We start from the raw sequence: 21081 nt of genomic DNA on the forward strand, positions 1-21081 counted from the left end.
GTCACTTCATGATCTCCGCGAGCGCGTCGGCGAGGCGGTCGATGTCGGCCTGGGTGTGCAGCTCGGTGACGCAGTACCGGCCCTCGCGCGGGCCGGCCGGGGTGCCGCCGTGCAGGCCGCGGGCGAGCAGCGCGTCGGCGACGGCGGCGGCGCCGGGGCCGCCGGTGTAGCGCACGGTGAAGTCGGCGAAGTGCACCGCCTCCGGCTCGGCGAGCTCCACCCCGGGCACCCGGGCGAGGCGCTGCCGGGCGTAGGCGGTGTTGGCGAGGACGGTCTCCCCGAGCTCGCGCATGCCGTGCGGGCCCATCAGGGCGAGGTAGGCCCCGGCGGCGATGCCGTGCAGGGCGGCGGCGGTGCCGACCCACTCCTTGCCCTCCTCGCGCAGCGCGAAGGAGGTGCGCTCGTACGCGACGTCTCCGAAGCCGTACTCGCCGGGCACCTCGGTCGGGGCGAGGCCGAACAGCCGGCTCGGGTACTCGGCCACCAGGCGCTGGTCGTCGGCCGAGCCGATGAAGCCCGCGTTGCCGCCGCCGAAGCTCGGGTGGATGCCGAGCGGCTGGAGGTCCCCGCAGGTGAGGTCGGCGCCGAGGTCGGCGGGCGGGGCGAGTACGCCGAGGCTGATCGGATTGGCCTGCACCACGGCCAACGCGCCTGCCGCGTGCGCGAGTTCGACGTACTCGGGGAGCCGGGGGTCGACCCGGCCGGAGAAGTCGGTCAGCTGCGCGAACACGGCGGCGCAGTCGCCGGTCGCGAGCGCGGCCCGGACGGCCTTCGGTTCGGCGGGCACCGGCTCGACCGGGTGCACGCCCCGGACGTAGTCGCGGATCCGGGAGAGCAGGTCCGGGTCGATGTCGCCGACCAGCAGCAGCCGTCGCCGCCCGGTGGCCCGGCCGGCCATTCGCAGGGCCGTGGCGGCGGCCTGGAAGCCGTCGTACGTCGGTACGTTGACCACCTCGACGGCCAGCAGCTCGGCCATCAGGGACTGGTACTCCCAGAGCGCCTGGAAGCGCCCGTGGTCCTCGTAGGGCTCCCCGGCGTAGGCGGTGAGGAACTCGCTGCGGTTGACGATCTCGTCGACCACGGCGGGTACGTGGTGCCGGTAGCAGCCGGCCCCGAGGAAGGAACGGCCGGGCGGCACGGGGGTGTTGCGGCCGAGCAGCTCCTCCAGGTGGGCGACCAGCCGGGCCTCGGAGTCGAACGGTGCGGGCAGCCGCAGCGGGCGGCGGAGCCGGAGTTCGGCGGGGATGTCGGCGTAGAACTCCTCGACGTCCCGGGCGCCGATCTCCGCGAGCATCGCGGCGCGCACCTCGGGGGCGGAGTTGGGGACGTACGGGTGGGTCCGGGGAACGCGTGCGGTCATCCTGGCACCTTCCGCGATTTCAGTCACAGGCCTTGACGGCGCTGTGCATGCTGAGTTCTGTATACAGCATTCGGCATTCACCAGTCGGGAGGCAAGATGTCCGCAGAAACCCGGCACAGAAAACCCCTCCAACTCACCTGTGAACAGCGGGAGTCAGGCCCCGCCCTGGGCCGCCGCCGGTTCCTCGGCGCCGGACTCGCGGGCGGCGCCCTGCTGGTGGCCGGAGCCACCGGCTGCGCCACCGGCGGGGCGGGCGGCCCGGATGCCCGGAAGCTCACCGGCAGCCCGGGGGCCACCGTCGGCGGGAAGGTCACCATCTGGTCCTGGGACGTCGCCGCCAAGGCCATGCAACGGCTCGGCAAGGTCTTCGAACAGGCCCACCCCGGCAGCACCGTCGAGGTGGTCGACATCGGCTACGACAACGCCTACGACAAGATCACGGTCGGGCTCGGCGCCGGCAGCGGACTACCCGACGTCCTCACCGTCGAGGGCAGCCGGATCCCCAGCTACATCGGCAACTTCCCGAACGCCCTGGTCGACCTCAGCAGCCGGGCCGAAGGCCTCAAATCCCAGTACGCCGAGGCGACATGGCGCACCGTGACGGACGCCAAGGGCCGGGTCCTCGCGCTGCCCTGGGACAGCGGACCGTGCGCCCTCTTCTACCGCCGGGACCACTTCCAGCAGGCCGGGATCGACCCCGCCACCCTCAGCACCTGGGACGACTACCTCGCCGCCGGGACGACCCTCAAGAACGCCACGGGCAGGAAACTGCTCATCCTGGACTCCAAACAGGACAGCCTGTTCGCCCAACTCCTCCAGCAGCAGGGCCAGTCCTGGTTCGTCGACGGCAAGGTCGCCGTCGCCACCCCCGCCGCCGAACGGGCGCTCACCCTGATGAAGCAGCTGGTCGACCGCGACCTGGTCGACTTCGAGAACGGCTGGGACGGCCTGGTCTCCGGCACCCACGACGGCAAGGCCGCCACCACCCCCACCGCCGCCTGGTGGGACGGCACCCTCACCGCCGACATGGCCGACCTGTCCGGCAAGTTCGGTGTCGTCCCGCTGCCCGCCTTCACCGCCGGCGGCCCCCGCACCTCCAACAGCGGCGGCTCCACCCTGTGCATCCCCGCGCAGAGCGGGAACCCCGAGACGGCCTGGGCGTTCCTCTCCTTCCTGCTCGCCGACAAGGCCAACCAGGCCTCGATGATGCAGCACGAGGGCCTCTTCCCGGCCTTCCTCCCCGCCTTGGACGACCCGTACTTCCAGCAGCCCTCCCCCTACTACGGCGGCCAGCCCGCCATGAAGCTGTTCGCCGACCTGGCCCGCACCATCCCCACCGTCGAGCGCACCGCCGACGACTCCAAGGCCGGCGACATCGTCACCACCGCCGTCAACCAGGTGCTGCACAACGGTGCCGACCCGGGCACCGTGCTGCGCTCCGCCGCCCGCCAGATCGCCACCGCGACCGGCCGCGCCACGGTCGTCCCGTAGGCGGGCGCGATGACCAGCAGCCTCCCGGCCGTCCTGCGCAAGCCCGCCGCCCGCACCGCCCCGGCCCGCCGACGACGCTCCCCGCGCACCGCCGCCTGGCTGTTCGCCGGCCCCACCGCCGCCCTGTTCGCCCTCTTCTTCGCCTACCCGCTGGGCGCCAGCCTCTACCAGAGCCTCACCGCCCGCCGCGACGGCGTGGACGTCTTCGTCGGGCTCGACCAGTACCGCCGGCTGCTGGACGACCCGGCCTTCCTGCACTCCCTGGTCAACACCGGGCTCATCCTCGCCGTCCAGGTGCCGGTGATGATCGGCCTCGCGCTGGTGCTCGCCGTCCTGCTCAACCAGTCCTGGCTGCGCTTCCGTTCCGGCTGGCGGGCGGTCTTCTTCCTGCCCGCGATCACCACCCTGGTCGCCTACGCCGTGGTCTTCCAGGTGCTGCTGCGCACCGACGGCGGCCTCGCCAACCAGGCCCTCCAGGCGCTCGGTGCCGGACCGGTCGACTGGCTCAACTCGCCCACCTGGGCGCGGATCTCGCTGATCGGCTCGGTCACCTGGCGGTGGACCGGCTACAACGCCGTCATCCTGCTGGCCGGACTCCAGGCGATCGGCCGCGACCAGTACGAGGCCGCCGCCCTCGACGGCGCCGGCACCGTGCGCACCTACACCGGGGTGGTGCTGCCGCAACTGCGGCCGGTGGTGCTGTTCTGCGTCATCACCTCCACCATCGGCACCCTCCAACTCTTCGACGAGAACTACGTGCTGACCCGCGGCGGCCCCGGCGACGCGACCCTCACCCCGGTGGTCTACCTCTACAAGGTCGGCTTCCAGCAGCTCGACTTCGGCTACGCGGCGGCCATCGCCTGGGTGGTCGTGCTGATCATCGCGGCGGTCTCGCTGCTCCAGTTCCGGCTCTACGGAAGGGAACGCCGCCGATGAGGGCCAGCTCGCCGGTGAAGGCCGGAACGCCGTCGATGATCGCCAGCTCGCCGAGGAAGGCCGGAACACCGACGAGGGCCGGACTCCTGGGCCGCGCCGCCGTCCTCGCCCTGCTCGCCCTCGGCGCCGTCGCCAGCCTGCTGCCCTTCGCCTGGATGCTGATCGCCGCCACCCACAGCAGCTCCGAACTCTTCCACTCCCCGCCGCCGTTCCTGCCCGGCGGCGAGCTGCTGAACAACCTGGTGCACCTCCAGCAGAGCATCGGCTTCGGCCGGGTGCTGCTCAACAGCCTCGGCATCGCCGTCGTGCACACCCTGCTCAGCTCGCTGCTGTCCGCGATGTGCGGCTACGGCCTGGCCAAGTACCGCTTCCGCGGCCGCGGTCTGCTGCTCGGCCTGGTGCTGGCCACCATGATGATCCCGCTCCAGGTGCTGCTGGTCCCGCTGTTCCAGATGATGGCCAGCCTCGGCTGGATCGACAGCTACCAGGCCGTCGTCCTACCCTTCCTCGCCAACTCCTTCGGCATCCTGCTGATGCGCCAGAGCTTCCTGGGCTTCCCCGACGAACTGCTGGAGTCGGCCCGGATCGACGGCTCCGGCGAGCTGCGCACCTTCTACCGGGTCGTCCTGCCGTGCGTGCGGCCGCAGTTGGGGGCACTCGTCATCTTCACCTTCATGGGCCAGTGGAACAGCTTCATCTGGCCGCTGCTGATGCTCAACACCCAGGACAGGTACACCGTGCCGGTCGCGCTCAACACCCTGACCGGGCTGACCCACGTCGACTACTCCGGCCTGATGCTGGGCTCCTTCCTGGCCACCCTCCCGCTGATGGTGCTCTTCCTGCTCTTCCAGCGGCAGTTCGTGGCCGGCCTGCTCGGCGGAGCCCTGAAAGGATGACGCGCCGATGGACCGACTCACCCGCGTGCCCGGCCTGCTGTACGGCGGGGACTGGAACCCCGAGCAGTGGCCCGAGGAGGTGTGGGCCCAGGACGTCGAACTGATGGCCGAGGCCGGGGTCAACCTGGTCACCGTCGGCGTGTTCTCCTGGGCCCGGCTCCAACCCGACGCCCACAGCTGGGACTTCGGCTGGCTGGACCGGCTGCTCGACCTCGTCCACCGGCACGGCATCGCCGTCGACCTGGCCACCGCCACCGCCTCCCCGCCCGCCTGGCTGGTGCGCGCCCACCCCGACCTGCTGCCCGTCACCGCCGACGGCGTCCGGCTGGAGTTCGGCTCGCGCCAGCACTACTGCCCGTCCTCCCCGGCCTACCGCGCGGCCGCCGTCCGGCTCACCCGGATGCTCGCCGAGCGCTACCACGGCCACCCCGCGCTCGCCCTGTGGCACGTCCACAACGAGTACGGCGACCACGTCCAGGAGTGCTTCTGCGCCGGGTCCGCCGCCGACTTCCGCCGCTGGCTGCGTGAACGGCACGGCACCGTCGAGGAGTTGAACCGCTCCTGGGGTACCGCCTTCTGGTCCCAGCGGTACAACTCGTTCGACCAGGTCGAGCCGCCGCGCACCGCGCCCGGCCCGGTCAACCCGACCCAGCTGCTGGACTGGCGCCGGTTCTGCTCGGACGCCCTGCTCGCCCTGCACCGCGCCGAGAAGGCCGTGCTCGACGAAGTCTCGCCCGGGGTGCCGGTCACCACCAACTTCATGTCGATGCTCAAGGCCCTCGACTACTGGGAGTGGAGCCGGCACGAGGACTTCGTCTCCGACGACGCCTACCCCGACCCGGCCGACCCGCGCGCCCACGTCAACGCCGCCATGAACTACGACCTGATGCGCTCCCTCAAGGCCGGCCGGCCCTGGCTGCTGATGGAACAGGCCCCCTCCGCCGTCAGCTGGCGCCCGGTGAACGTCCCCAAACGCCCCGACCTCTACCGCCTCTGGTCGCTCCAGGCGCTGGCCCGCGGTGCCGACGGGGTGCTGCACTTCCAGTGGCGCGCCTCGGTGGCCGGGGCCGAGAAGTTCCACAGCGCGATGCTCCCGCACCGGGGCACGGCCGGCCGCGGCTGGCAACGGACCGTCGCCCTCGGCGCCGAACTGCGCCGGCTCGGCGAGGTCGCGGGCAGCCGGATCCGCGGGCAGGTCGGCGTGCTGCTCGACTGGGACAGCTGGTGGGCCCTGGAACTGGACGACCACCCCTCCGCCCGGATGCGCTGGCCCGACCTGCTCCGCCCCTGGTACGCGGCGCTGTACGAGCGCGGTGTCACCGTCGACTTCCTCCCGCCCACCGCCGGGTACGAGGGCTACCGGCTGCTGCTCGCCCCCAACCTGTACCTGCTCGACACCGCCACCGCCGAACGCCTCACCGGCTACGTCCACGGCGGCGGCCACCTGGTCTGCGGCCCGTTCAGCGGCATCACCGACCGGCACGACCACATCCACCCCGGCGGCCACCCCGGCCCGCTGCGCGCACTGCTCGGGGTGGTCGTGGACGAGCACTGGCCGATCCCGGACGGCGAGGCCACCACCGTACGGCTGGACGGGACGGACCGGGACGCCGAACAGCACCCCGAGCTGCGCGCCGAGCACTGGAGCGAGTGGATCGAACCCGAGGGCGCCGAGACCGTCGCCCGCTACACCTCCGGCGAACTCGCCGGCCGGCCCGCCGTCACCCGCCACCGCCACGGCACCGGCAGCGCCTGGTACCTGAGCTGCCACCTCGGCCCGGACACCGGCCCCGTGCTCGACCTGGCGCTGACGGAGTCCGGCGCGGGCCCCGAACTGCCCGGCCTGCCCGAGGGCGTGGAGGCCACCCGCCGCCGCGCCGCCGACGGCACCGCCTACCTCTTCCTGCTCAACCACGGCCCCGCCGAGGCCCGGGTGCCGCTCGCCCACCCCGGCACCGACCTGCTCACCGGCGCCGACCTGCGCACCGGCTCCGACCTGCTCACCGGCACTGCCACCGGCACCACCCTCACCCTCGCGCCGCTGGGCGCCGCTGTCCTCCGCCTGCCCGCCCCCGAGGAGCGCCCGTGAACCCGCTGACCCGCCGCCACTTCCTGGCCGCCTCCGCGCTCGCCACGGCCGGCACCCTGGCCGCCCCGGCGGCCCACGCGGACGAGGGGCTCGACGCCGAGCGCTACGCCGACGTCCTCGACCTGCACGGCACCCCCGCCCAGGCCTACCCCGGCGACAACAACCCGATCACCGTCTTCGCCGACCTCGGCGCCTGGCACGCCTACGCCCTGCCCCGCCCGACCGACCCGCTCGGCGGCTTCACCGGCCCGCTGCACCTCGCCCAGGAGTACCCCTGGTGGCTCAGCGACGGCCTCACCCGCCTCCAACTCGCCGAGCAGGGAAGGCCGCTGGACCTCGCCGCGGGCGGCGCCCCGACCTTCACCGCCCTGCCCGGACTGCTCCGCCAGCGCTACGCCCTCGGCGACGGCCTCGCCCTCACCCTCGAACTGCGCTTCGCCGGCAACCGCACCGCCCTGCTCCGCGCCCGCCTGGCCAACACCGGACGCACCGCACGCACCCTGGCCGTCGCCTGGACCGGCACCCTGCTGCGCCCCGCCGACGGCCCCCAGCACGACGCCCCGCGGCTGCTCGCCGCCGAGCGCGGCGTCGAGGTGGCCTTCGCCAGGGTCCGCCGGACCTGGGAGTACCTGACCGACGGCACCGAGAGCTTCGCCGTCCGCCACGCCCAGCCCGTCCGGGTCACCGTGGACGGCGACCGCCACCGCACCGAACTCGCCGACCCGGTACGGCTGCCGCCCGGCGCGAGCCGCACCCTGGACTGGACCGAGAGCTACACCTTCACCGCCGAGGACCGCGCCCGCGCCGCCCGGGAGGCCGAGGCCGCGCTGCGCGCCCCCGACCGGACCGCCGCCGCCGGACGGGCCCGCTGGGCCGGCTACCTCGCCCGCGCCACCGACGGCGTCCCGGCCGCCCGCCGCCGCACCGCCGTCAAGTGCGTGCAGACGCTGGTCACCAACTGGCGCAGCCCCGCCGGGCGGATCCGGCACGACGCCGTCACCCCCTCGCTGTCCAACAAGTGGTTCAGCGGGGTCTGGGCCTGGGACACCTGGAAGCAGGCCGTCGGCACCGCGCTGTTCGCCCCCGGCCTCGCCGCCGACCAGATCCGCGCCGTCTTCGACCACCAGACCGGGCCCGGCTCGCCGGACCGCCCGCAGGACGCCGGGATGGTCCCGGACTGCGTCTTCTACAACGACCCGTCCACCGGCGGCGGCAACTGGAACGAACGCAACTCCAAGCCCCCGCTGGCCGCCTGGGCCGTCTGGGAGGTCTACCGCCGCTCCGGTGACCGGGCCTTCCTGCGCGAGCTGCTGCCCAAACTCACCGCCTACCAGGACTGGTGGTACCGCACCCGGGACCACCTCGGCGAGGGCCTGTGCGAGTACGGTGCCACCCTCGACCCGGCCAACGCCGCGCCCGAGGACTGCCGGCAGGCGGCGGCCTGGGAGTCCGGCATGGACAACGCCCCGCGCTTCGACGCCGCCACCGTCGTGGCCAACCACGGTCCGAAGGGCGAGCCGGTCGGCTGGTCGCTCACCCAGCGCTCCGTCGACCTCAACGCCTACCTGGCCGCCGACCATCGCCACCTGGCCCTGATCGCCGCCGAACTCGGCGACCGCCCCACGGCGGAGCGGCTGCGCGGCCGGGCCGAGCGGATCGACGCCGCGATCCGCGCCACCATGTACGACCCGGCCACCGGCTGGTTCCACGACACCGACCTCGCCACCGGCGCCCGGCTCACCGCCCGCGGCCGCGGCATCGAGGGCGCGATCCCGCTCTGGTCCGGCACCGCCGACCCGGCCCAGGCCCGCACCGTGCGGGCCCGGCTGCTCGACCCGGCGGAGTTCGGCACCCCGATGCCCTTCCCGACCGTCGCCCGCAGCTCGCCGTCCTTCGACCCGGCCGGCTACTGGCGCGGCCTGGCCTGGCTCGACCAGAGCTACTTCGCGATCGAGGGGCTGCGCCGGTACGGCTGGGACCAGGACGCCCGCCGGGCCGTCGAGCGGCTGCTCACCGCCGCCGAGGGGCTGAGCGGCGACGGTCCGGTCCGGGAGAACTACGACCCGCTGACCGGCCGCGGCCGCAACTCCACCAATTTCAGCTGGTCCGCCGCGCTGCTGTTGCCCCTGCTGCGCAGCTGACCCGCTTTGGCTCCGGGGCGCCTGACCAGGCATGATCGGGGCATGGTCGAACGAGTCATTGCAGCGTGTGACGGAGCAGCCAAGGGCAACCCCGGCCCGGCGGCCTGGGCCTACGTGGTCGCGGACGCCGCCGGGGCGCCCCAGCGTTGGGAGGCGGGGCCGCTCGGGCACAGCACCAACAACATCGGCGAGCTGACGGCGCTTCAACAGCTGCTGTCCGCCACCGACCCGGCCGTGCCGCTGGAGGTCCGGCTCGACAGCACCTACACCCGCGACTCGGTCACCAAGTGGCTCAAGGGCTGGAAGCGCAACGGCTGGAAGACGGCGGCGGGCAAGCCGGTGGCCAACCGCGAGCTGATCCAGCGGATCGACGAGCTGCTGGAGGGCCGGGACGTCACCTTCGTCTACGTCCCCGCCCACCAGGTGGACGGCGACCCGCTGAACGCCATCGCCGACAAGGCGGCCAGCGACGCCGCCCGCACCCAGCAGGCCGCCGCCGGGACGGCCGCCGACCTGCCGGTGCCCGACCCGGCCGCGGCGGTCAAGGCGCCCCGGGCCGCGAAGCCGCGCACCGCCTCCGCCTCCGCCTCCGGTGGAGCCGGAACCGGCTCCGGTACCGGAGCCGCCAAGCGCACCGGCGGCGGCTCGCGCACCCTGAACGCCCGCTTCCCCGGCACCTGCCCGTGCAGCCGCCCGTACGCCAAGGGGGACAAGATCACCAAGGTCGGCAGCAGCTGGGGCCACCCGGAGTGCGCCGCCGCCCACGCCTGAGCACCTCCGGCCCGCCGTCTGAGTACGGGTACTCAGGCGGCGGCCCGGCCCGGCGGGCACGATGGTGATCATGACGAAGCGCGCGGGGACGGACGGCCGGGGCGGCCGCAGGGCGGTGCGGGTGGCACTGGTGACGACGGTCGCGGGAGCGGCGGTGCTCGGCACGGTCGGCTACCGCGGCGCCGTGACGGTCGCGGAGGAGGCCCCGCGGGTGTGGTCGGGGGAGCCGTACCCGGTGGCCGACCCGGCCGCCGTCGCCGCGCACCTGGACGCCCGGACCCAGGCCGTCTACGACGCCCTCGCCCTGCCGCCCGCCGTGGCACTGGCCCCGGTTCCGGTCGGCGACGACGGGATCTCCGCCAAGGTCCAGGGCGTCTGCCACGCCCGCGGCCTGGAACACCTCCTGGAGAGCATGAACGACGGCGGCGCCGACCAGCCCCGCACGGCCGTGCTCGCCGCCCGCTTTACCCTCGCCGGGGTCGGCGCCCCCCAGTGGACGGAGGCCCTGGGGCGCGCCCGGCGGACCCTGACCGCCAAGGGCTGGACGGTCGTCTCGGCGGACGAGTCCGCGCCCGTCCCCAGCCTGAGCCTGGCACCGCCCGCGGACGGCCCGGGCGCCCTCGCCGAGGGCGCCTCGCTCCGCTACGACCCGGTGGCCCGCACCCTCACCGTCGGCGCGGGCGCCGAGTGCTCCCGCTTCACCGACGGCACCGCGGTGGACGGGGCCGGGCAGCCGACCGCGCTGCCGTCCCCCACCGCCCCGAAGCAGCTGCGCGCCCGCTGAGTACCCGACCCACCGCGCTCCGTACAGCCTGGTGGGCACGTCGGCGAAGGCAAGGGCAGGTGAGTGCGGTGATCGTCTCCGAGACCTCGGAGTTCCACATCGGCGACCGGGTGTGGGTGTACCGCGAATCCTCCTACGGCGCGGTGGAGAGCGCCGTCGTGGTGGACGCCCCCGCGGACCGCAGCCTGCGGCTGGAGTTCGCCGACGGCCACCGCAACCACCTGCGCCACGGCCGGGTCGAGCTGCACGGCCTGCGCCGGAAGGGTGTTGACGGAGCGTTAAGATCCTGCCCCGGAAAGCCTCCGGCCGCCCCGGCCGCTGCCATCATGGGCACGACACCGGCGGCGGGCGCCGGAGTTCGACCGTGAGGAGCGGGCGTGACGGAAGCCGGTACGGCGATCGACCAGCCGCGGCAGCAGCCGGTGACGGTGGCGGACGAACAGGTCGGGCTGAACGGCGCGATCGCGGCCGCGCTGACCCGGGCCGTGGGCTCGATGCCCGCCCTGTACGTGACCCTGGTGCTGGTCGCCGGCTGGATGGCGCTGGCGACCTGGGGGCCGCTGCACTCGATCGACCCCTACCCCTTCGGCTTCCTGCTCTTCCTGGACAACGTCGTCCAACTGGTGCTCTGCCTGGCGATCCTGGTCGGCCAGCGGGTGCTGGGCCAGGCCGCGGACCGCCGGGCGGTGCAGACCTACGAGAACGCCGAGGCGATCTTCGCCAAGGTCGCCGACCTCCAGGCGCACCTGGACCGGCACGACCGGGCGCTCGGGCGCGGGGTGAGCCTGCTGGAGACCAGCGGGCACCCGTGGATCCAGCGGCACCGGGTGCAGCCGCCGCCGCAGGCCCTGGACCAGGTCGCCGGGGCCAACGGGCGGATCGCCGCCTGGCTGACCGGGCGGCTGGGCAGCATGTGGGCGTTCTACCTCGCCGCCGTGACCCAGGTGCTGTGGATCGGCCTGTCCCAGCTCGGGGTGCAGACCTTCGACCCGTACCCGTTCGCCTTCATGAGCTTCCTGTCCACCCTGGCCCAGCTGATCTTCATGATCGTGATCATGGTCGGGCAGGACGTGCTGGGCAAGGTCGGCGACCGCCGCGCCGAGCAGACCCTGCTGGACGCCGAGGCCGTGCTGCACGAGTGCGGCCGGATGAAGGCCCGGCTGGAGGCGCAGGGGAGGGTGATCGAGAGCCTGGCCGACTACACCGACGCCCAGGTCACCCGGCAGCTGGCCCGGGCCATCCACCGCAGCCGGGTGGCGGCGGCGGTCGAGGACGGCAAGGAGGCGGGCAGCCGCCCGGCCCTGCTGCCCTGGGAGGACCTGCCCGAGGAACTGCGGACGGCCAACCGGCGCCAGGCCCGCCAGCTCGGCGAGCGCCTCGCCGCGGTCGGCTGCCTGATGGTGCCCACCTCCGAGCGGGTCGCCCCGGACGCCGTCGGCGGCTTCGAGGACTTCACCGAGGAGGAGGCCGAGGTGCTGGCCCGGCTGGAGCACGAGCACGAGCACCGCTACGGCACGGGCGCCGAACTGGAGGCGCTGCTCCCCGGCCAGCGGGACGGCCGGGTGGCGTTCCTGCCCTGGGAGGAGCTGTCGGACCGGGCCCGGGGCCGGACGGTGGAGTCGGTGCGGCTGATCCCCGCCGTGCTCGCCGAGGTCGGCTTCCAGGTGATCCGGATCGGCCGGGTCGTCGACGGCGCGGGCGAGTTGGACTTCACCCCCGAGGAGTGGGCCACCCTCGGCCGGGCCCTGATGGCCTCCGGCGTCCTGGTCGCGCTCGCCGAGGGCGTCGCGGACCCGGAGGAGGTGATAGCGATCGTCAAGCTGCTGCGCGAGGCGAGCAGCACCCATCCGCGGCGCTTCGTCCGGGAGTTGGCGGCGGCGTCGACCTTCGACACCGGGCTGCGCCCCGACACCCGCTACGCCGAGTACCGCGGGCCCGCGCTGGAGGCGATCCGGGAGGCCACCCGGATCGTGGCCGAGCGGGCGCCGGACGAGCTCGCCGGGTACCGGGAGCTCCTGTTGGAGATCGCGACCGTGGTCGCGGACGCCAACGAGGAGGGCGGCATCCTCGGCCTGGGCGCCCGTACCCGGGTGCCGAACGAGGTGGCCGCCATGGAGGCCGTCCGGGCCGCGAGCCTGGGCGAGCCCGAGGCCGCGACGGCTCGGCCTCGGGCCAGGACGGGCCCGCGCAAGCGCGGCTGAACGGACCGCGACCGGCCGACCGCGGGAGCGGCCGGCCGGTCGGTACGTCGGAGGCGCTGGTCAGGAGTGCGCGTCAGGGGCGTCCGTGGGGACGGCCAGGACGGTGCCCCTCAGGAGCGGGTCACTTCTCCTCGGCCATGGCCTTGATGTCCTCGAAGCCGAGGCCCATCTTGTTGAACGCCTTGGCCTGGGCCTCCGGAACGCCGAGCGCGGCCAGCGACTTGAGCTGGGCGTCGGTCAGCGGCGCGGCCTCGGTGTTGAACGGCGGGACGCCGGTGGCGTCGCCCTCGGCGCTCGGGTCCTCGCCGCCGGAGGCCAGCACGAGGAAGGTCTTCACCAGGTCCTCGCTGGTCATCCTGGTGGCATCGGCCGGGGCCTCGACCTTCGGCGCGTCCTGGTTGAAGGCGAGCTTCACCGGGAAGTTGACGCCCGGGTCGACCTTCTTCTCCAGCTGCGCGAGGTCGAAGGTGGCCGAGTTGAGCGCGCCGTCCTTGAGGTACAGGTCGACGCCGACCTTGCGGTCCGGGACGTCGGTCGGGGCCTCGGTCGGGAACTTCTTGAACTGCTGCGGGAACTTGGCGGAGAGCGGCTTGACGGCCTTGTACAGCTCGTCCACGGCCTGGCGGGCCGGGGCGCTCATCCAGATGTGCTCGGTGCCGTCCTTCTTGCCCTTGTCCTCGAAGGTGACGGTCCGGTTGAACACGTCCTTGAGCGAGTTGAGGAGCTCCTTGCCGGCGGCCGGGTCGACCGAGGGCACGGCCTCGGGCTTGCCGCCCTTGGCGCCGTCCTCCTTCTTGGCCTCGTCCGCGAGCTGCTGGAGGTCGAGCGAGACCCACTTGCCGGTCAGCAGGCTCTTGGCGGGGGCCATGTCGGGGGAGAGGTCCTTGGCGACGGTGTCGACCTCGGCCGGGTCCTGGCCGGTGAGCTTGAGCACGCTCTTCATGTCGAGGTGCAGGAAGCCCTTGGCGTCGACCTGGCGGTACTCGAGGAGCGGGGTGCCTTTCTTGTCCGCGATCAGGTAGGAGATCCGCACCGACTTGTCGAGCGTGATGTCCTGCTGGTTCTTCTGGTCGCCCGCCCCGGTGTTCTTGAAGGCGTCGACCTCCTTGAGCGGCTTGTCGGCCGCGACCGCGACGGAGACCGAGAGGCCGGACAGGCCCTTCGCGCTCTGCTCGTCGATCGCCTCGTCGCCGGTGGCCTTGGTGAAGGCGACGATCTGCTCCGGGGTGGCGTCCACGGAGAGCGTGAAACCGGCGGACTTGCCGTCACCGACCTTGCCGAAGGCCTTCGACACCTTCTGGCCGGCCGAGAGCTGCTCGGCGGTGCCGCAGGCGGTGAGGCCGGTGGCGAGGACGGAGGCGGTGACGGCGACGGGCAGCGCACCGCGGGCGGCCGTGCGGATGGCGGTGTTGATGGTGGAACTCCTGGTCTGACGGGGCCTGAGTGAAACGGGTCAGGCCATTCCCTCCCCTGCGGTGAAGAACGCCGCAGCGCATACACAGGTGATCACATTATCAGCAAGGAGGCACGCGATTATTTGACCCCGGCTTTAACTGATCGGGCCGATATCGATACCTTTTGGCCGGATTTCATCCCTTCGACGAGCCGGAGTTGGCGCCCCGGACGAAATGGCGCTGGAAGCAGAAGAACAGCACCGCCACCGGCACGGTGGAGACCAGCGCCGCCGCCAGCTTGAGCGGGTACTGCGTCCCGGAACCGAGGCCGCCGGAGACGAAGTGCGCCAGACCCGTCGTCAGGGTGTCGTGCTCACTGGACTGGGTGGAGACCAGGAAGTGGGTGAACTCGTTCCAGGAGCCCTGGAAGGAGAGCACGGTGAGGGTGATCAGCGAGGGCCGGGACATCGGCAGCACCACCGACCAGAAGATCCGGAACGTCCCGGCGCCGTCGATCCGCGCCGCCTCCTCGATCTCGCGCGGCACCGAGACGAAGAACTGCCGCATGATGAAGATCCCGGCAGCGTCGACCAGCAGCGGCAGCACCATCCCGCCGTAGGTGTCGAACATCCCGAAGCTCTTGAGCACCAGGAACTTCGGGATCAGCAGCACCACACCGGGCACCGCCATCACCGCCAGCACGAAGCCGTACAGCAGCCGGCGGCCGGGGAAGGCGATCCTGGCCAGGGCGTAGCCCGCCATCGAGTCGAACAGCACCCGCCCGGCCGTGACCAGGACGGTCACCAGCACGCTGTTGCCCAGCCAGCCGAGGAACGGCACGTTCTCCACGCCGTGCGCGAGCCCGAACAGCCGGCGGTAGGAGTCGAGGGTGCCGCCGTCCGGGAGCAGCGTCATCGGGTGGGCGGCCGCGTCCGGGTCGGTCTTGAAGCTGTTCGCGAACTGCAGGAGGAACGGCAGCAGGTAGAGCAGCGCGAAGGCGAGCAGCGCGGCGTACCCGAGCAGGCGCAGCGGGCGGGGGAAGCGGGCGAGCACGGGCCGTTCCGGGCCCGTCCCGTGGTCAGCGCGCCGCACGGCGGACTCCCTTCGGGCGGGGCCCCCGGGCGCCGTCCCGCTCCCGCAGGGCCCACCGCTGCACGGCGGTGAGCAGCAGGACCAGGCCGAGCAGGACGAACGCGATGGCGGCGCCCTGCCCGTAGTCGGCGTTGTCGAAGCCGGAGGAGTAGGAGAGGTAGGCGGGGGTGAGGGTGGTGTTGCCGGGCGCGCCCTTGCCCATCACGTACACCTGGTCGAAGACCTGCCAGGTGGAGATCAGCCCCAGCGTCAGCACCAGGAACAGCACCGGCCGCAGCGCGGGCAGGGTGACGTGGCGCAGCAGTTGGCGCCGGCCGGCGCCGTCCAGGGCGGCGGCCTCCTCCAGTTCGCGCGGGACGTCTTGGAGGGCGGCCAGGAAGATCAGCATGAAGGTGCCGGAGGTGGTCCAGACGGCCATCAGGATCAGGGTGCACATCGCGACCGAGGGCCCGGCGAACCACTCCGACCAGGCCAGTCCGAGCGGGCCGCCGGCCGTCGGCGCGGGCTGGTCCACGCCGAACCACCCCAGCACCAGCCAGACCAGCCCGCGCGGGTCGGCGAACCAGTTGGGGCCCTCGACGCCGACCCAGCCCAGCATCCGGTTGACGGCGCCGCTGCCCTGGAACAGGAAGAGGAAGACCGTCGAGACGGCGATCGAGCTGGTGACGGACGGGAAGTAGAACACCGTGCGCAGGGCGCCCCGGCCGCGCAGCAGCCGCTGGTTGACGGCGAGGGCCAGGGCCAGCGCCAGCACGGTCTGCAGCGGCACCGTCAGCACCACGTAGTAGAGGGTGTTGCGCAGCGAGGTGGCGAACAGGGCGCGGTCCAGGCCGTCCACGGTGAACAGCCGGCGGTAGTTGTCCAGGCCGACGAAGTCCGCGGTGCCGTCGAAGGGGTTGGACTGGCCGTCCCAGTGCAGCAGGCTCACCCACAGCGCCATCGCGATCGGCAGCACCATGAAGAGGCCGAGGACCAGGACCATGGGGGCGGTGAACAGCCAGCCCCAGGCCCCCTCGCGCAGGCCGCGCAGGCCGCGCAGGCCGTTGAGGCCGCGCCGGACGCGGGGGCGGGGGTCAGCGGGCATTCTTGACGGCCTGCTCGCCGTTGCGCTGGAGGGCGGCCAGGACGGTCGCCGGGTCGGCCGTCCGCAGCGACTGGAGGTCGGTGTTGAACTGGGTGAGCACCTGGTTGAACCCGGGGACGGTGACCGGCGGCTGGGCGTGGGCGACGCCGTCCACCCAGGCCTTGGACTCCGGGTACTTCTCGGCGTAGGCGGCGAGCGCGCTGGTGCGCGAGGGCATCACGCCGAAGGCCTTGGCGAACTCCAACTGCTGGTCGCCGGAGGTGAGCTGCCTGACCAGGTCGACGCCGGCCGCCTGGTGGCGGCTCTTGGCGGCGATGCCCCAGCAGTTGCTGAACGCCAGGGTGCCGGGGCCGGCCGGCCCGGCGGGCAGCGGGAGCACCTTGTACGGGACGTTCGGGTAGTCCTTGGCCATCGCGCCCTTGAGCCAGTTGCCCTCGATCGTCATCGCGGCCTTGCCCTTGCCGAGCGCCTCACCGCCCCAGCCGGCGTCCACCTCGGCGACGTACTTGGCGGAGCCGGCCTTCAACAGGCCCTGGACGTACTCCAGCGCCTGCCGGTTGCCGGGGGCGTCGGCGGTCATCGCGGTCTGCTCGGGGTTGGTGATCCAGCTGCCGGCCTGCTTGAACAGGGCGCCCAGCCGCTGGTAGTCGGGGGCGGTGACCAGGCCGGTCACGCCGTCCTTGGTGAGCTTGGCGGCGTCGTCGGCGAGTTGCTGCCAGGTGGCGGGGTAGTCGGCCTCGGTGAGTCCGGCCTGCTGCCACAGCGTGGTGTTGACGGCCAGGGCCAGGGTGGAGCTGTCCTTGGGCAGGCAGGTCAGCTTGCCGTCGTGGCTGAACGCCTTGCGCAGCTGCTCGGAGAAGTCCGCGGCGTCGGCTGTCTGGTCGCCGTAGGCGTACAGCGAGCCGCCCTTGGCGTAGTTGGCGAACTGGTCGGAGTTCACGTAGAAGAGGTCCGGCGGGTTGCCGCCGGCGAAGGCCTGGCCGAGCTGCTGGTTGATGTTGCTCGCGATCTGCACGGTGACGGTGTTGCCGGTCCGCTGCGCCCAGGCGGCGGTGGCGGCCTTGACCGCCGCGGTCTCGGCCTCGCCGGAGCTGGCGATCAGGACGGTCAGGCTCTGGCCGGTGCCGGAGGACTGCTTGGCCGACGTGTCGCCGAATCCGCCCGAGGAGGAGCAGCCGGTGACGGCGCCGAGGGCGACGGCCGTGCAGACGGCGGCCGCGGCGAGGGTGCGGGAGGTGGCCATGCGGATCTCCTTGCGGGGGTGGTGGGTGGTGGACGGCCTTCGGGGGACGGGTGCTTCGGGCGGGCCTCGGCGGCGGGTTCCGGCGGAGGGGTTCCGGGGGAGGGGTGCGGGGAGGGCGCGGCGCGGGCGCTACGCGCTGTCGCGCAGCACCAGCTCCGGTTCCAGCAGCACGTGTTCGACGGGCCGCCCGCGGTCGCCGAGGCGCTCCAGCAGCAACTGCATGCAGACCCGGCCGACCGCGTCGAGCGGCTGGGCGAGGCTGGAGAGCGAGGGGAAGAGCAGCGGGGCGATCGGGGAGTCGTCGAAGCCGATCACGGCGGCCTCCGGGCCGGGGGTGCGGCCGGCCCGGCGCAAGGCCTGGTACCAGCCCAGCGCGAGGGTGTCGCTGGCGGCGACGACGGCGGTCGCGCCGCCGGCCAGCAGCTTCCCGGCGGCCTCGGTGGCGCGCTCCGGGTCGTCCGGGCTCTCCACCCGGCGGCCCCGGGTGGACAGGCCCAGTTCGCGCATCGTGCCCTGCCAGCCGCGGGCGCGGTCGTCGCCGACCCCGGAGCCCTTGGGCCAGCCGAGGAAGCCGATCCGGCGGTGGCCGAGCCCGGCCAGGTGGCGGACGGCCGCCGAGGTGCCGGCGGCGCCGTCCACGTCGACCCAGTCCCCGACGTCCTTGCCGGACCAGGTGCGGCCGAAGGCGACGAAGGGGACGCCGCGTTCGTGCAGCCAGCCCTGGCGGCGGTCGCCGCGGTCGGTGCCGCTGAGCACGAAGCCGTCGGCGCCGTGTTCGTCCAGCAGCTGCTGGTAGCTGGTGAGTTCGTCGTCCCCGGGGGCGACGGCGAACAGCACCACCCGGTAGCCGGCCCGGTCGGCGGCCTCGGAGAGCGAGTGCAGGAACTGGTCCAGGACCGGGGTCGGGACGCCGGTGCTGCTGGAGCGGATGCCGTAGCCGATCAGCCGGCTGGCCCTGGTCTTGAGCGCCTGGGCGGCCCGGTGCGGGCGGTAGCCGAGTTCGTCGATGGCGCGCCGGACCCGCTCCAGCGTCTGCGGGCGCAGCAGCTCGGGCGAGTTGATCGCGTTGGACACCGTCTGACGGCCCACGCCGGCCCGGGCGGCGACCATTTCGAGGGTCACCGCGGACCCGGGCCCGCTCCTGGGCGATGAGTGTGCATGCATGACGGTGATCCTAGGTTCTGTCGCCACAGGGCTTGGCTTGGAGCGTTCCAAGCAGGGGTTCCATCAACCCCACCAGGGGAGTTAATGTCTTGGAACGCTCCAATGACAGAAAGGTTGCGCCCGGGTGGAAGCAACTGTCAAGCCCCGCACCGAGAACGAGGAGACCATGCCCGCGACCGACCTCCAGCCGTTCCTGCACGACGCCCGGCTCTCCGTGGCCGCCCCCAGCTTCTGCGCCGCCCGCCCCGACGGCCGCATCGGCGAGGGCGCCGACGGCTTCTACCACGGCGACCGCCGCATCCTCTCCCGCCTGGAGATCGGTGCCCCCGGCGTCCCCGAGGCCCCGATCGCCACCGCCGAACTCCCGGACGGGCGGACCGCCTTCGTCACCGTGCTGCGCGGCCTCGGCGAGCGGACCGCCGACCCCGCCACCACCCTGGAACGCCGCCGCGAACTCCACCCCGGCCGCCTGGTCGAGCACTGCACCCTCCACAACGCCGGCACCCGCCCCGCCCGCCTGCGCCTGGAGATCCGCGCCGAGAGCGACTTCGCCGCCATGGACACCGTCAAGGCCGGCCGCACCGGCACCCCGATCGAGCCCCGCGCCCACGGCGCCGACGGCCTGCGCTGGCAGGACGGCCCGCTCACCGCCGCCCTCACCCTCACCCCCGCACCCCACCACCTCGACCCCGCCACCGGCACCCTCGGCTACGACCTCGAACTCGCCCCCGGCCGGAGCTGGCACGCCGTCCTGGAGTGCACCGCCGAACACCGCGACGGCGACCTCTTCCCCGCCGCCCGCACCACCCCCTGGTCCACCCCCGAGATCACCGGCCGCGACCACCACCTCGCCCACTGGCTCACCCGCTCCCACCACGACCTGCGCGGCCTGCTGCTCACCGACCCGCTGCGCCCCGCCGACACCTTCCTCGGCGCCGGAGCGCCCTGGTTCCTCACCCTGTTCGGCCGCGACTCGCTCTGGGCGGCCCGGATGATGCTCCCGCTCGGCACCGACCTCGCCGCCGGCACCCTGCGCACCCTGGCCCGCCGTCAGGGCCGGGCCGTCGACCCGGCCACCGAGGAGCAGCCCGGCAAGATCCTGCACGAGGTCCGCCGCGCCGAGCAGCACCTCGACACCGGCTCCCACCTGCCGCCCAGCTACTACGGCACCGCCGACGCCACCCCGCTCTGGCTCCTGCTGCTGCACGACGCCTGGCGCTGGGGCCTGCCCGCCGAGGAGGTCGAGGACCTGCTCCCGCACGCCGAGGCCGCCCTCGACTGGCTGGAGCGGTACGCCGACGCGGACGGCGACGGCTTCCTGGAGTACGTCGACAGCACCGGCCGCGGCCTCTCCAACCAGGGCTGGAAGGACTCCTCGGACGGCATCCGGTTCCGCGACGGCCGGATCGCCGCCGCCCCGATCGCCCTCAGCGAGGTCCAGGCCTACGCCCACGAGGCCGCCGTCAAGTCCGCCGACCTGCTGGAGGCCTTCGGCCGCCCCGGCGCCGAGCGCTGGCGGCAGTGGGCCGAGCGGCTGCGCGAGCGCTTCCGCGACCGGTTCTGGGCCGAGGACGAGCACGGCCGCCACCCGGTGGTCGCCCTCGACCGCGACAAGCGGCCGGTCGACTCGGTCGCCTCCAACCTCGGCCACCTGCTCGGCACCGGCCTGCTCTCGGCCGAGGAGAGCGCGCTGGTCGCGCGGCGCCTCACCGCCCCCGGCCTGGACAGCGGCTTCGGCCTGCGCACCCTGGACGCCGCCACCGCCGGCTTCAACCCGCTGGGCTACCACACCGGTTCGGTCTGGCCGCACGACACCGCCGTCGCCGTTCACGGACTGGCCCGGGCCGGCCGGCCCGAGGACGCCGCGCCGCTGGCCGCCGGACTGCTGCGCGCCGCCGCGGCCTTCGACCACCGGCTGCCCGAGCTGTACGGCGGCCACCCGCGCGAGCGCTACCACCGCCCCGTGCCGTACCCCGCCTCCTGCCGCCCGCAGGCCTGGGCCGCGGCCTCCGCCGTCCTGGTGCTGCAGGCGCTGCTCGGGCTCGCCGCGGACGCTCCGGGGCGCCGGCTGTGGGTACGGGGCAGCGTCCCGGCCGGGTACGAGTCGCTGCGGATCCGCGGGCTGACGGTGGCCGGGCTGCCGATCGAGGTGGAGACCGACCACACCGGCGCCGTCCGGCTGCGCGCCCCGGAGGGGTTCACCGTCATCACGGTCTGAGGACTTCGTGAGTTCCTGTGAAGGTCCTGCGTCGCCCGGCGGACGGACGGTCAGCCCGCCGACGGCCGTCCGACCTTGTCGAACGCCCGCCGCCCGGGCCGGCGTCGGGTGCTCCGTGTGCCGACTTGACCCCGCCGGGAAGCGGCCCGGCGGGGCCCCGGCCGCCCCGGGGGCACTGGTGTCCGAGGTGTCATCACCACCTGCTAACCTCAGCCGA

Annotated in this window: 17 protein-coding genes; 11 read left to right on the top strand and 6 right to left on the bottom strand. The window is 73.5% G+C overall.

The features are described from left to right. Position 1: 1 nt before the first annotated feature. Positions 2–1360, bottom strand: a complete 1359-nt coding sequence (gene gcvPA / locus ACFV8H_RS09250) for an aminomethyl-transferring glycine dehydrogenase subunit GcvPA (protein ID WP_380397844.1) — start codon at positions 1358–1360, stop codon at positions 2–4. 96 nt (positions 1361–1456) lie between these two features. On the opposite strand from gcvPA, the gene ACFV8H_RS09255 reads away from it, so the two are divergent. The 9 genes from ACFV8H_RS09255 (at position 1457) to ACFV8H_RS09295 (ending at position 12669) form a co-directional block, all read left to right on the top strand. Then, positions 1457–2851: an ABC transporter substrate-binding protein gene (locus ACFV8H_RS09255; RefSeq protein WP_380397846.1), complete on the top strand. Its 1395-nt coding sequence runs from the start codon at positions 1457–1459 to the stop codon at positions 2849–2851. Between the two features lie 9 nt (positions 2852–2860). Next, complete coding sequence (locus ACFV8H_RS09260) at positions 2861–3787, top strand: carbohydrate ABC transporter permease (RefSeq protein ID WP_380397848.1); 927 nt, start codon at positions 2861–2863, stop codon at positions 3785–3787. Further along, positions 3784–4683, top strand: a complete 900-nt coding sequence (locus tag ACFV8H_RS09265; protein ID WP_380397850.1) for a carbohydrate ABC transporter permease — start codon at positions 3784–3786, stop codon at positions 4681–4683. The genes ACFV8H_RS09260 and ACFV8H_RS09265 overlap by 4 nt, the downstream gene beginning before the upstream one ends. A 7-nt stretch (positions 4684–4690) precedes the next feature. Beyond that, entirely contained in the window at positions 4691–6772 is a 2082-nt protein-coding gene (locus ACFV8H_RS09270) for a beta-galactosidase (RefSeq protein ID WP_380397852.1), read from the top strand. After that, positions 6769–8913, top strand: a complete 2145-nt coding sequence (locus ACFV8H_RS09275) for a trehalase family glycosidase (RefSeq protein ID WP_380397854.1) — start codon at positions 6769–6771, stop codon at positions 8911–8913. Before ACFV8H_RS09270 ends, ACFV8H_RS09275 begins: the two co-directional genes overlap by 4 nt. 42 nt (positions 8914–8955) lie before the next feature. Next, positions 8956–9684 (top strand): ribonuclease H, encoded by a 729-nt coding sequence (locus tag ACFV8H_RS09280; protein WP_380397856.1) that lies wholly within the window; start codon positions 8956–8958, stop codon positions 9682–9684. Positions 9685–9754: 70 nt separating this feature from the next. Further along, on the top strand, positions 9755–10468 hold the full coding sequence (locus tag ACFV8H_RS09285; protein ID WP_380397858.1) for a hypothetical protein: 714 nt from the start codon (positions 9755–9757) through the stop codon (positions 10466–10468). Between the two features lie 68 nt (positions 10469–10536). After that, entirely contained in the window at positions 10537–10836 is a 300-nt protein-coding gene (locus ACFV8H_RS09290; RefSeq protein WP_380397859.1) for a hypothetical protein, read from the top strand. Between the two features lie 9 nt (positions 10837–10845). Further along, entirely contained in the window at positions 10846–12669 is a 1824-nt protein-coding gene (locus ACFV8H_RS09295) for a DUF1003 domain-containing protein (RefSeq protein WP_380397861.1), read from the top strand. Positions 12670–12790: 121 nt separating this feature from the next. On the opposite strand, the gene ACFV8H_RS09300 is transcribed toward ACFV8H_RS09295, so the two are convergent. After that, positions 12791–13963 carry a hypothetical protein gene (locus ACFV8H_RS09300; RefSeq protein WP_380397862.1) on the bottom strand — a complete coding sequence of 391 codons (1173 nt, stop codon included), beginning with the start codon at positions 13961–13963 and terminating at the stop codon, positions 12791–12793. Between ACFV8H_RS09300 and ACFV8H_RS09305 the strand changes: the two genes are divergently transcribed. Beyond that, entirely contained in the window at positions 13944–14102 is a 159-nt protein-coding gene (locus tag ACFV8H_RS09305) for a hypothetical protein (RefSeq protein ID WP_380397864.1), read from the top strand. The genes ACFV8H_RS09300 and ACFV8H_RS09305 overlap by 20 nt on opposite strands. A gap of 156 nt (positions 14103–14258) precedes the next feature. Here the strand turns inward: ACFV8H_RS09305 and ACFV8H_RS09310 are convergent, their stop codons facing one another. The 4 genes from ACFV8H_RS09310 to ACFV8H_RS09325 form a co-directional block, all read right to left on the bottom strand. After that, positions 14259–15155, bottom strand: a complete 897-nt coding sequence (locus ACFV8H_RS09310) for a carbohydrate ABC transporter permease (protein ID WP_380397866.1) — start codon at positions 15153–15155, stop codon at positions 14259–14261. Then, on the bottom strand, positions 15142–16239 hold the full coding sequence (locus tag ACFV8H_RS09315; RefSeq protein WP_380397868.1) for a carbohydrate ABC transporter permease: 1098 nt from the start codon (positions 16237–16239) through the stop codon (positions 15142–15144). Before ACFV8H_RS09315 ends, ACFV8H_RS09310 begins: the two co-directional genes overlap by 14 nt. Beyond that, the gene (locus ACFV8H_RS09320) at positions 16229–17482 is read right to left on the bottom strand and encodes an extracellular solute-binding protein (protein WP_380397870.1); all 1254 of its coding nucleotides are present in this window, start codon (positions 17480–17482) and stop codon (positions 16229–16231) included. The genes ACFV8H_RS09315 and ACFV8H_RS09320 overlap by 11 nt, the downstream gene beginning before the upstream one ends. 129 nt (positions 17483–17611) lie before the next feature. After that, positions 17612–18646 carry a LacI family DNA-binding transcriptional regulator gene (locus ACFV8H_RS09325; RefSeq protein WP_380397872.1) on the bottom strand — a complete coding sequence of 345 codons (1035 nt, stop codon included), beginning with the start codon at positions 18644–18646 and terminating at the stop codon, positions 17612–17614. 124 nt (positions 18647–18770) lie between these two features. Between ACFV8H_RS09325 and ACFV8H_RS09330 the strand changes: the two genes are divergently transcribed. Then, positions 18771–20864 carry a glycogen debranching N-terminal domain-containing protein gene (locus ACFV8H_RS09330; RefSeq protein ID WP_380397874.1) on the top strand — a complete coding sequence of 698 codons (2094 nt, stop codon included), beginning with the start codon at positions 18771–18773 and terminating at the stop codon, positions 20862–20864. Positions 20865–21081 lie beyond the last annotated feature (217 nt).

This window comes from Kitasatospora sp. NPDC059827, assembly GCF_042731675.1.
GTDB lineage: Bacteria > Actinomycetota > Actinomycetes > Streptomycetales > Streptomycetaceae > Kitasatospora.

Excerpts from the sequence above, each read along its gene's own strand:
- gcvPA (WP_380397844.1), bottom strand. The coding sequence starts at position 1,360 with ATGACCGCACGCGTTCCCCGGACCCACCCGTACGTCCCCAACTCCGCC.
- ACFV8H_RS09255 (WP_380397846.1), top strand. The coding sequence starts at position 1,457 with ATGTCCGCAGAAACCCGGCACAGAAAACCCCTCCAACTCACCTGTGAA.
- ACFV8H_RS09260 (WP_380397848.1), top strand. The coding sequence starts at position 2,861 with ATGACCAGCAGCCTCCCGGCCGTCCTGCGCAAGCCCGCCGCCCGCACC.
- ACFV8H_RS09265 (WP_380397850.1), top strand. The coding sequence starts at position 3,784 with ATGAGGGCCAGCTCGCCGGTGAAGGCCGGAACGCCGTCGATGATCGCC.
- ACFV8H_RS09270 (WP_380397852.1), top strand. The coding sequence starts at position 4,691 with ATGGACCGACTCACCCGCGTGCCCGGCCTGCTGTACGGCGGGGACTGG.
- ACFV8H_RS09280 (WP_380397856.1), top strand. The coding sequence starts at position 8,956 with ATGGTCGAACGAGTCATTGCAGCGTGTGACGGAGCAGCCAAGGGCAAC.
- ACFV8H_RS09285 (WP_380397858.1), top strand. The coding sequence starts at position 9,755 with ATGACGAAGCGCGCGGGGACGGACGGCCGGGGCGGCCGCAGGGCGGTG.
- ACFV8H_RS09315 (WP_380397868.1), bottom strand. The coding sequence starts at position 16,239 with ATGCCCGCTGACCCCCGCCCCCGCGTCCGGCGCGGCCTCAACGGCCTG.
- ACFV8H_RS09320 (WP_380397870.1), bottom strand. The coding sequence starts at position 17,482 with ATGGCCACCTCCCGCACCCTCGCCGCGGCCGCCGTCTGCACGGCCGTC.
- ACFV8H_RS09325 (WP_380397872.1), bottom strand. The coding sequence starts at position 18,646 with ATGCATGCACACTCATCGCCCAGGAGCGGGCCCGGGTCCGCGGTGACC.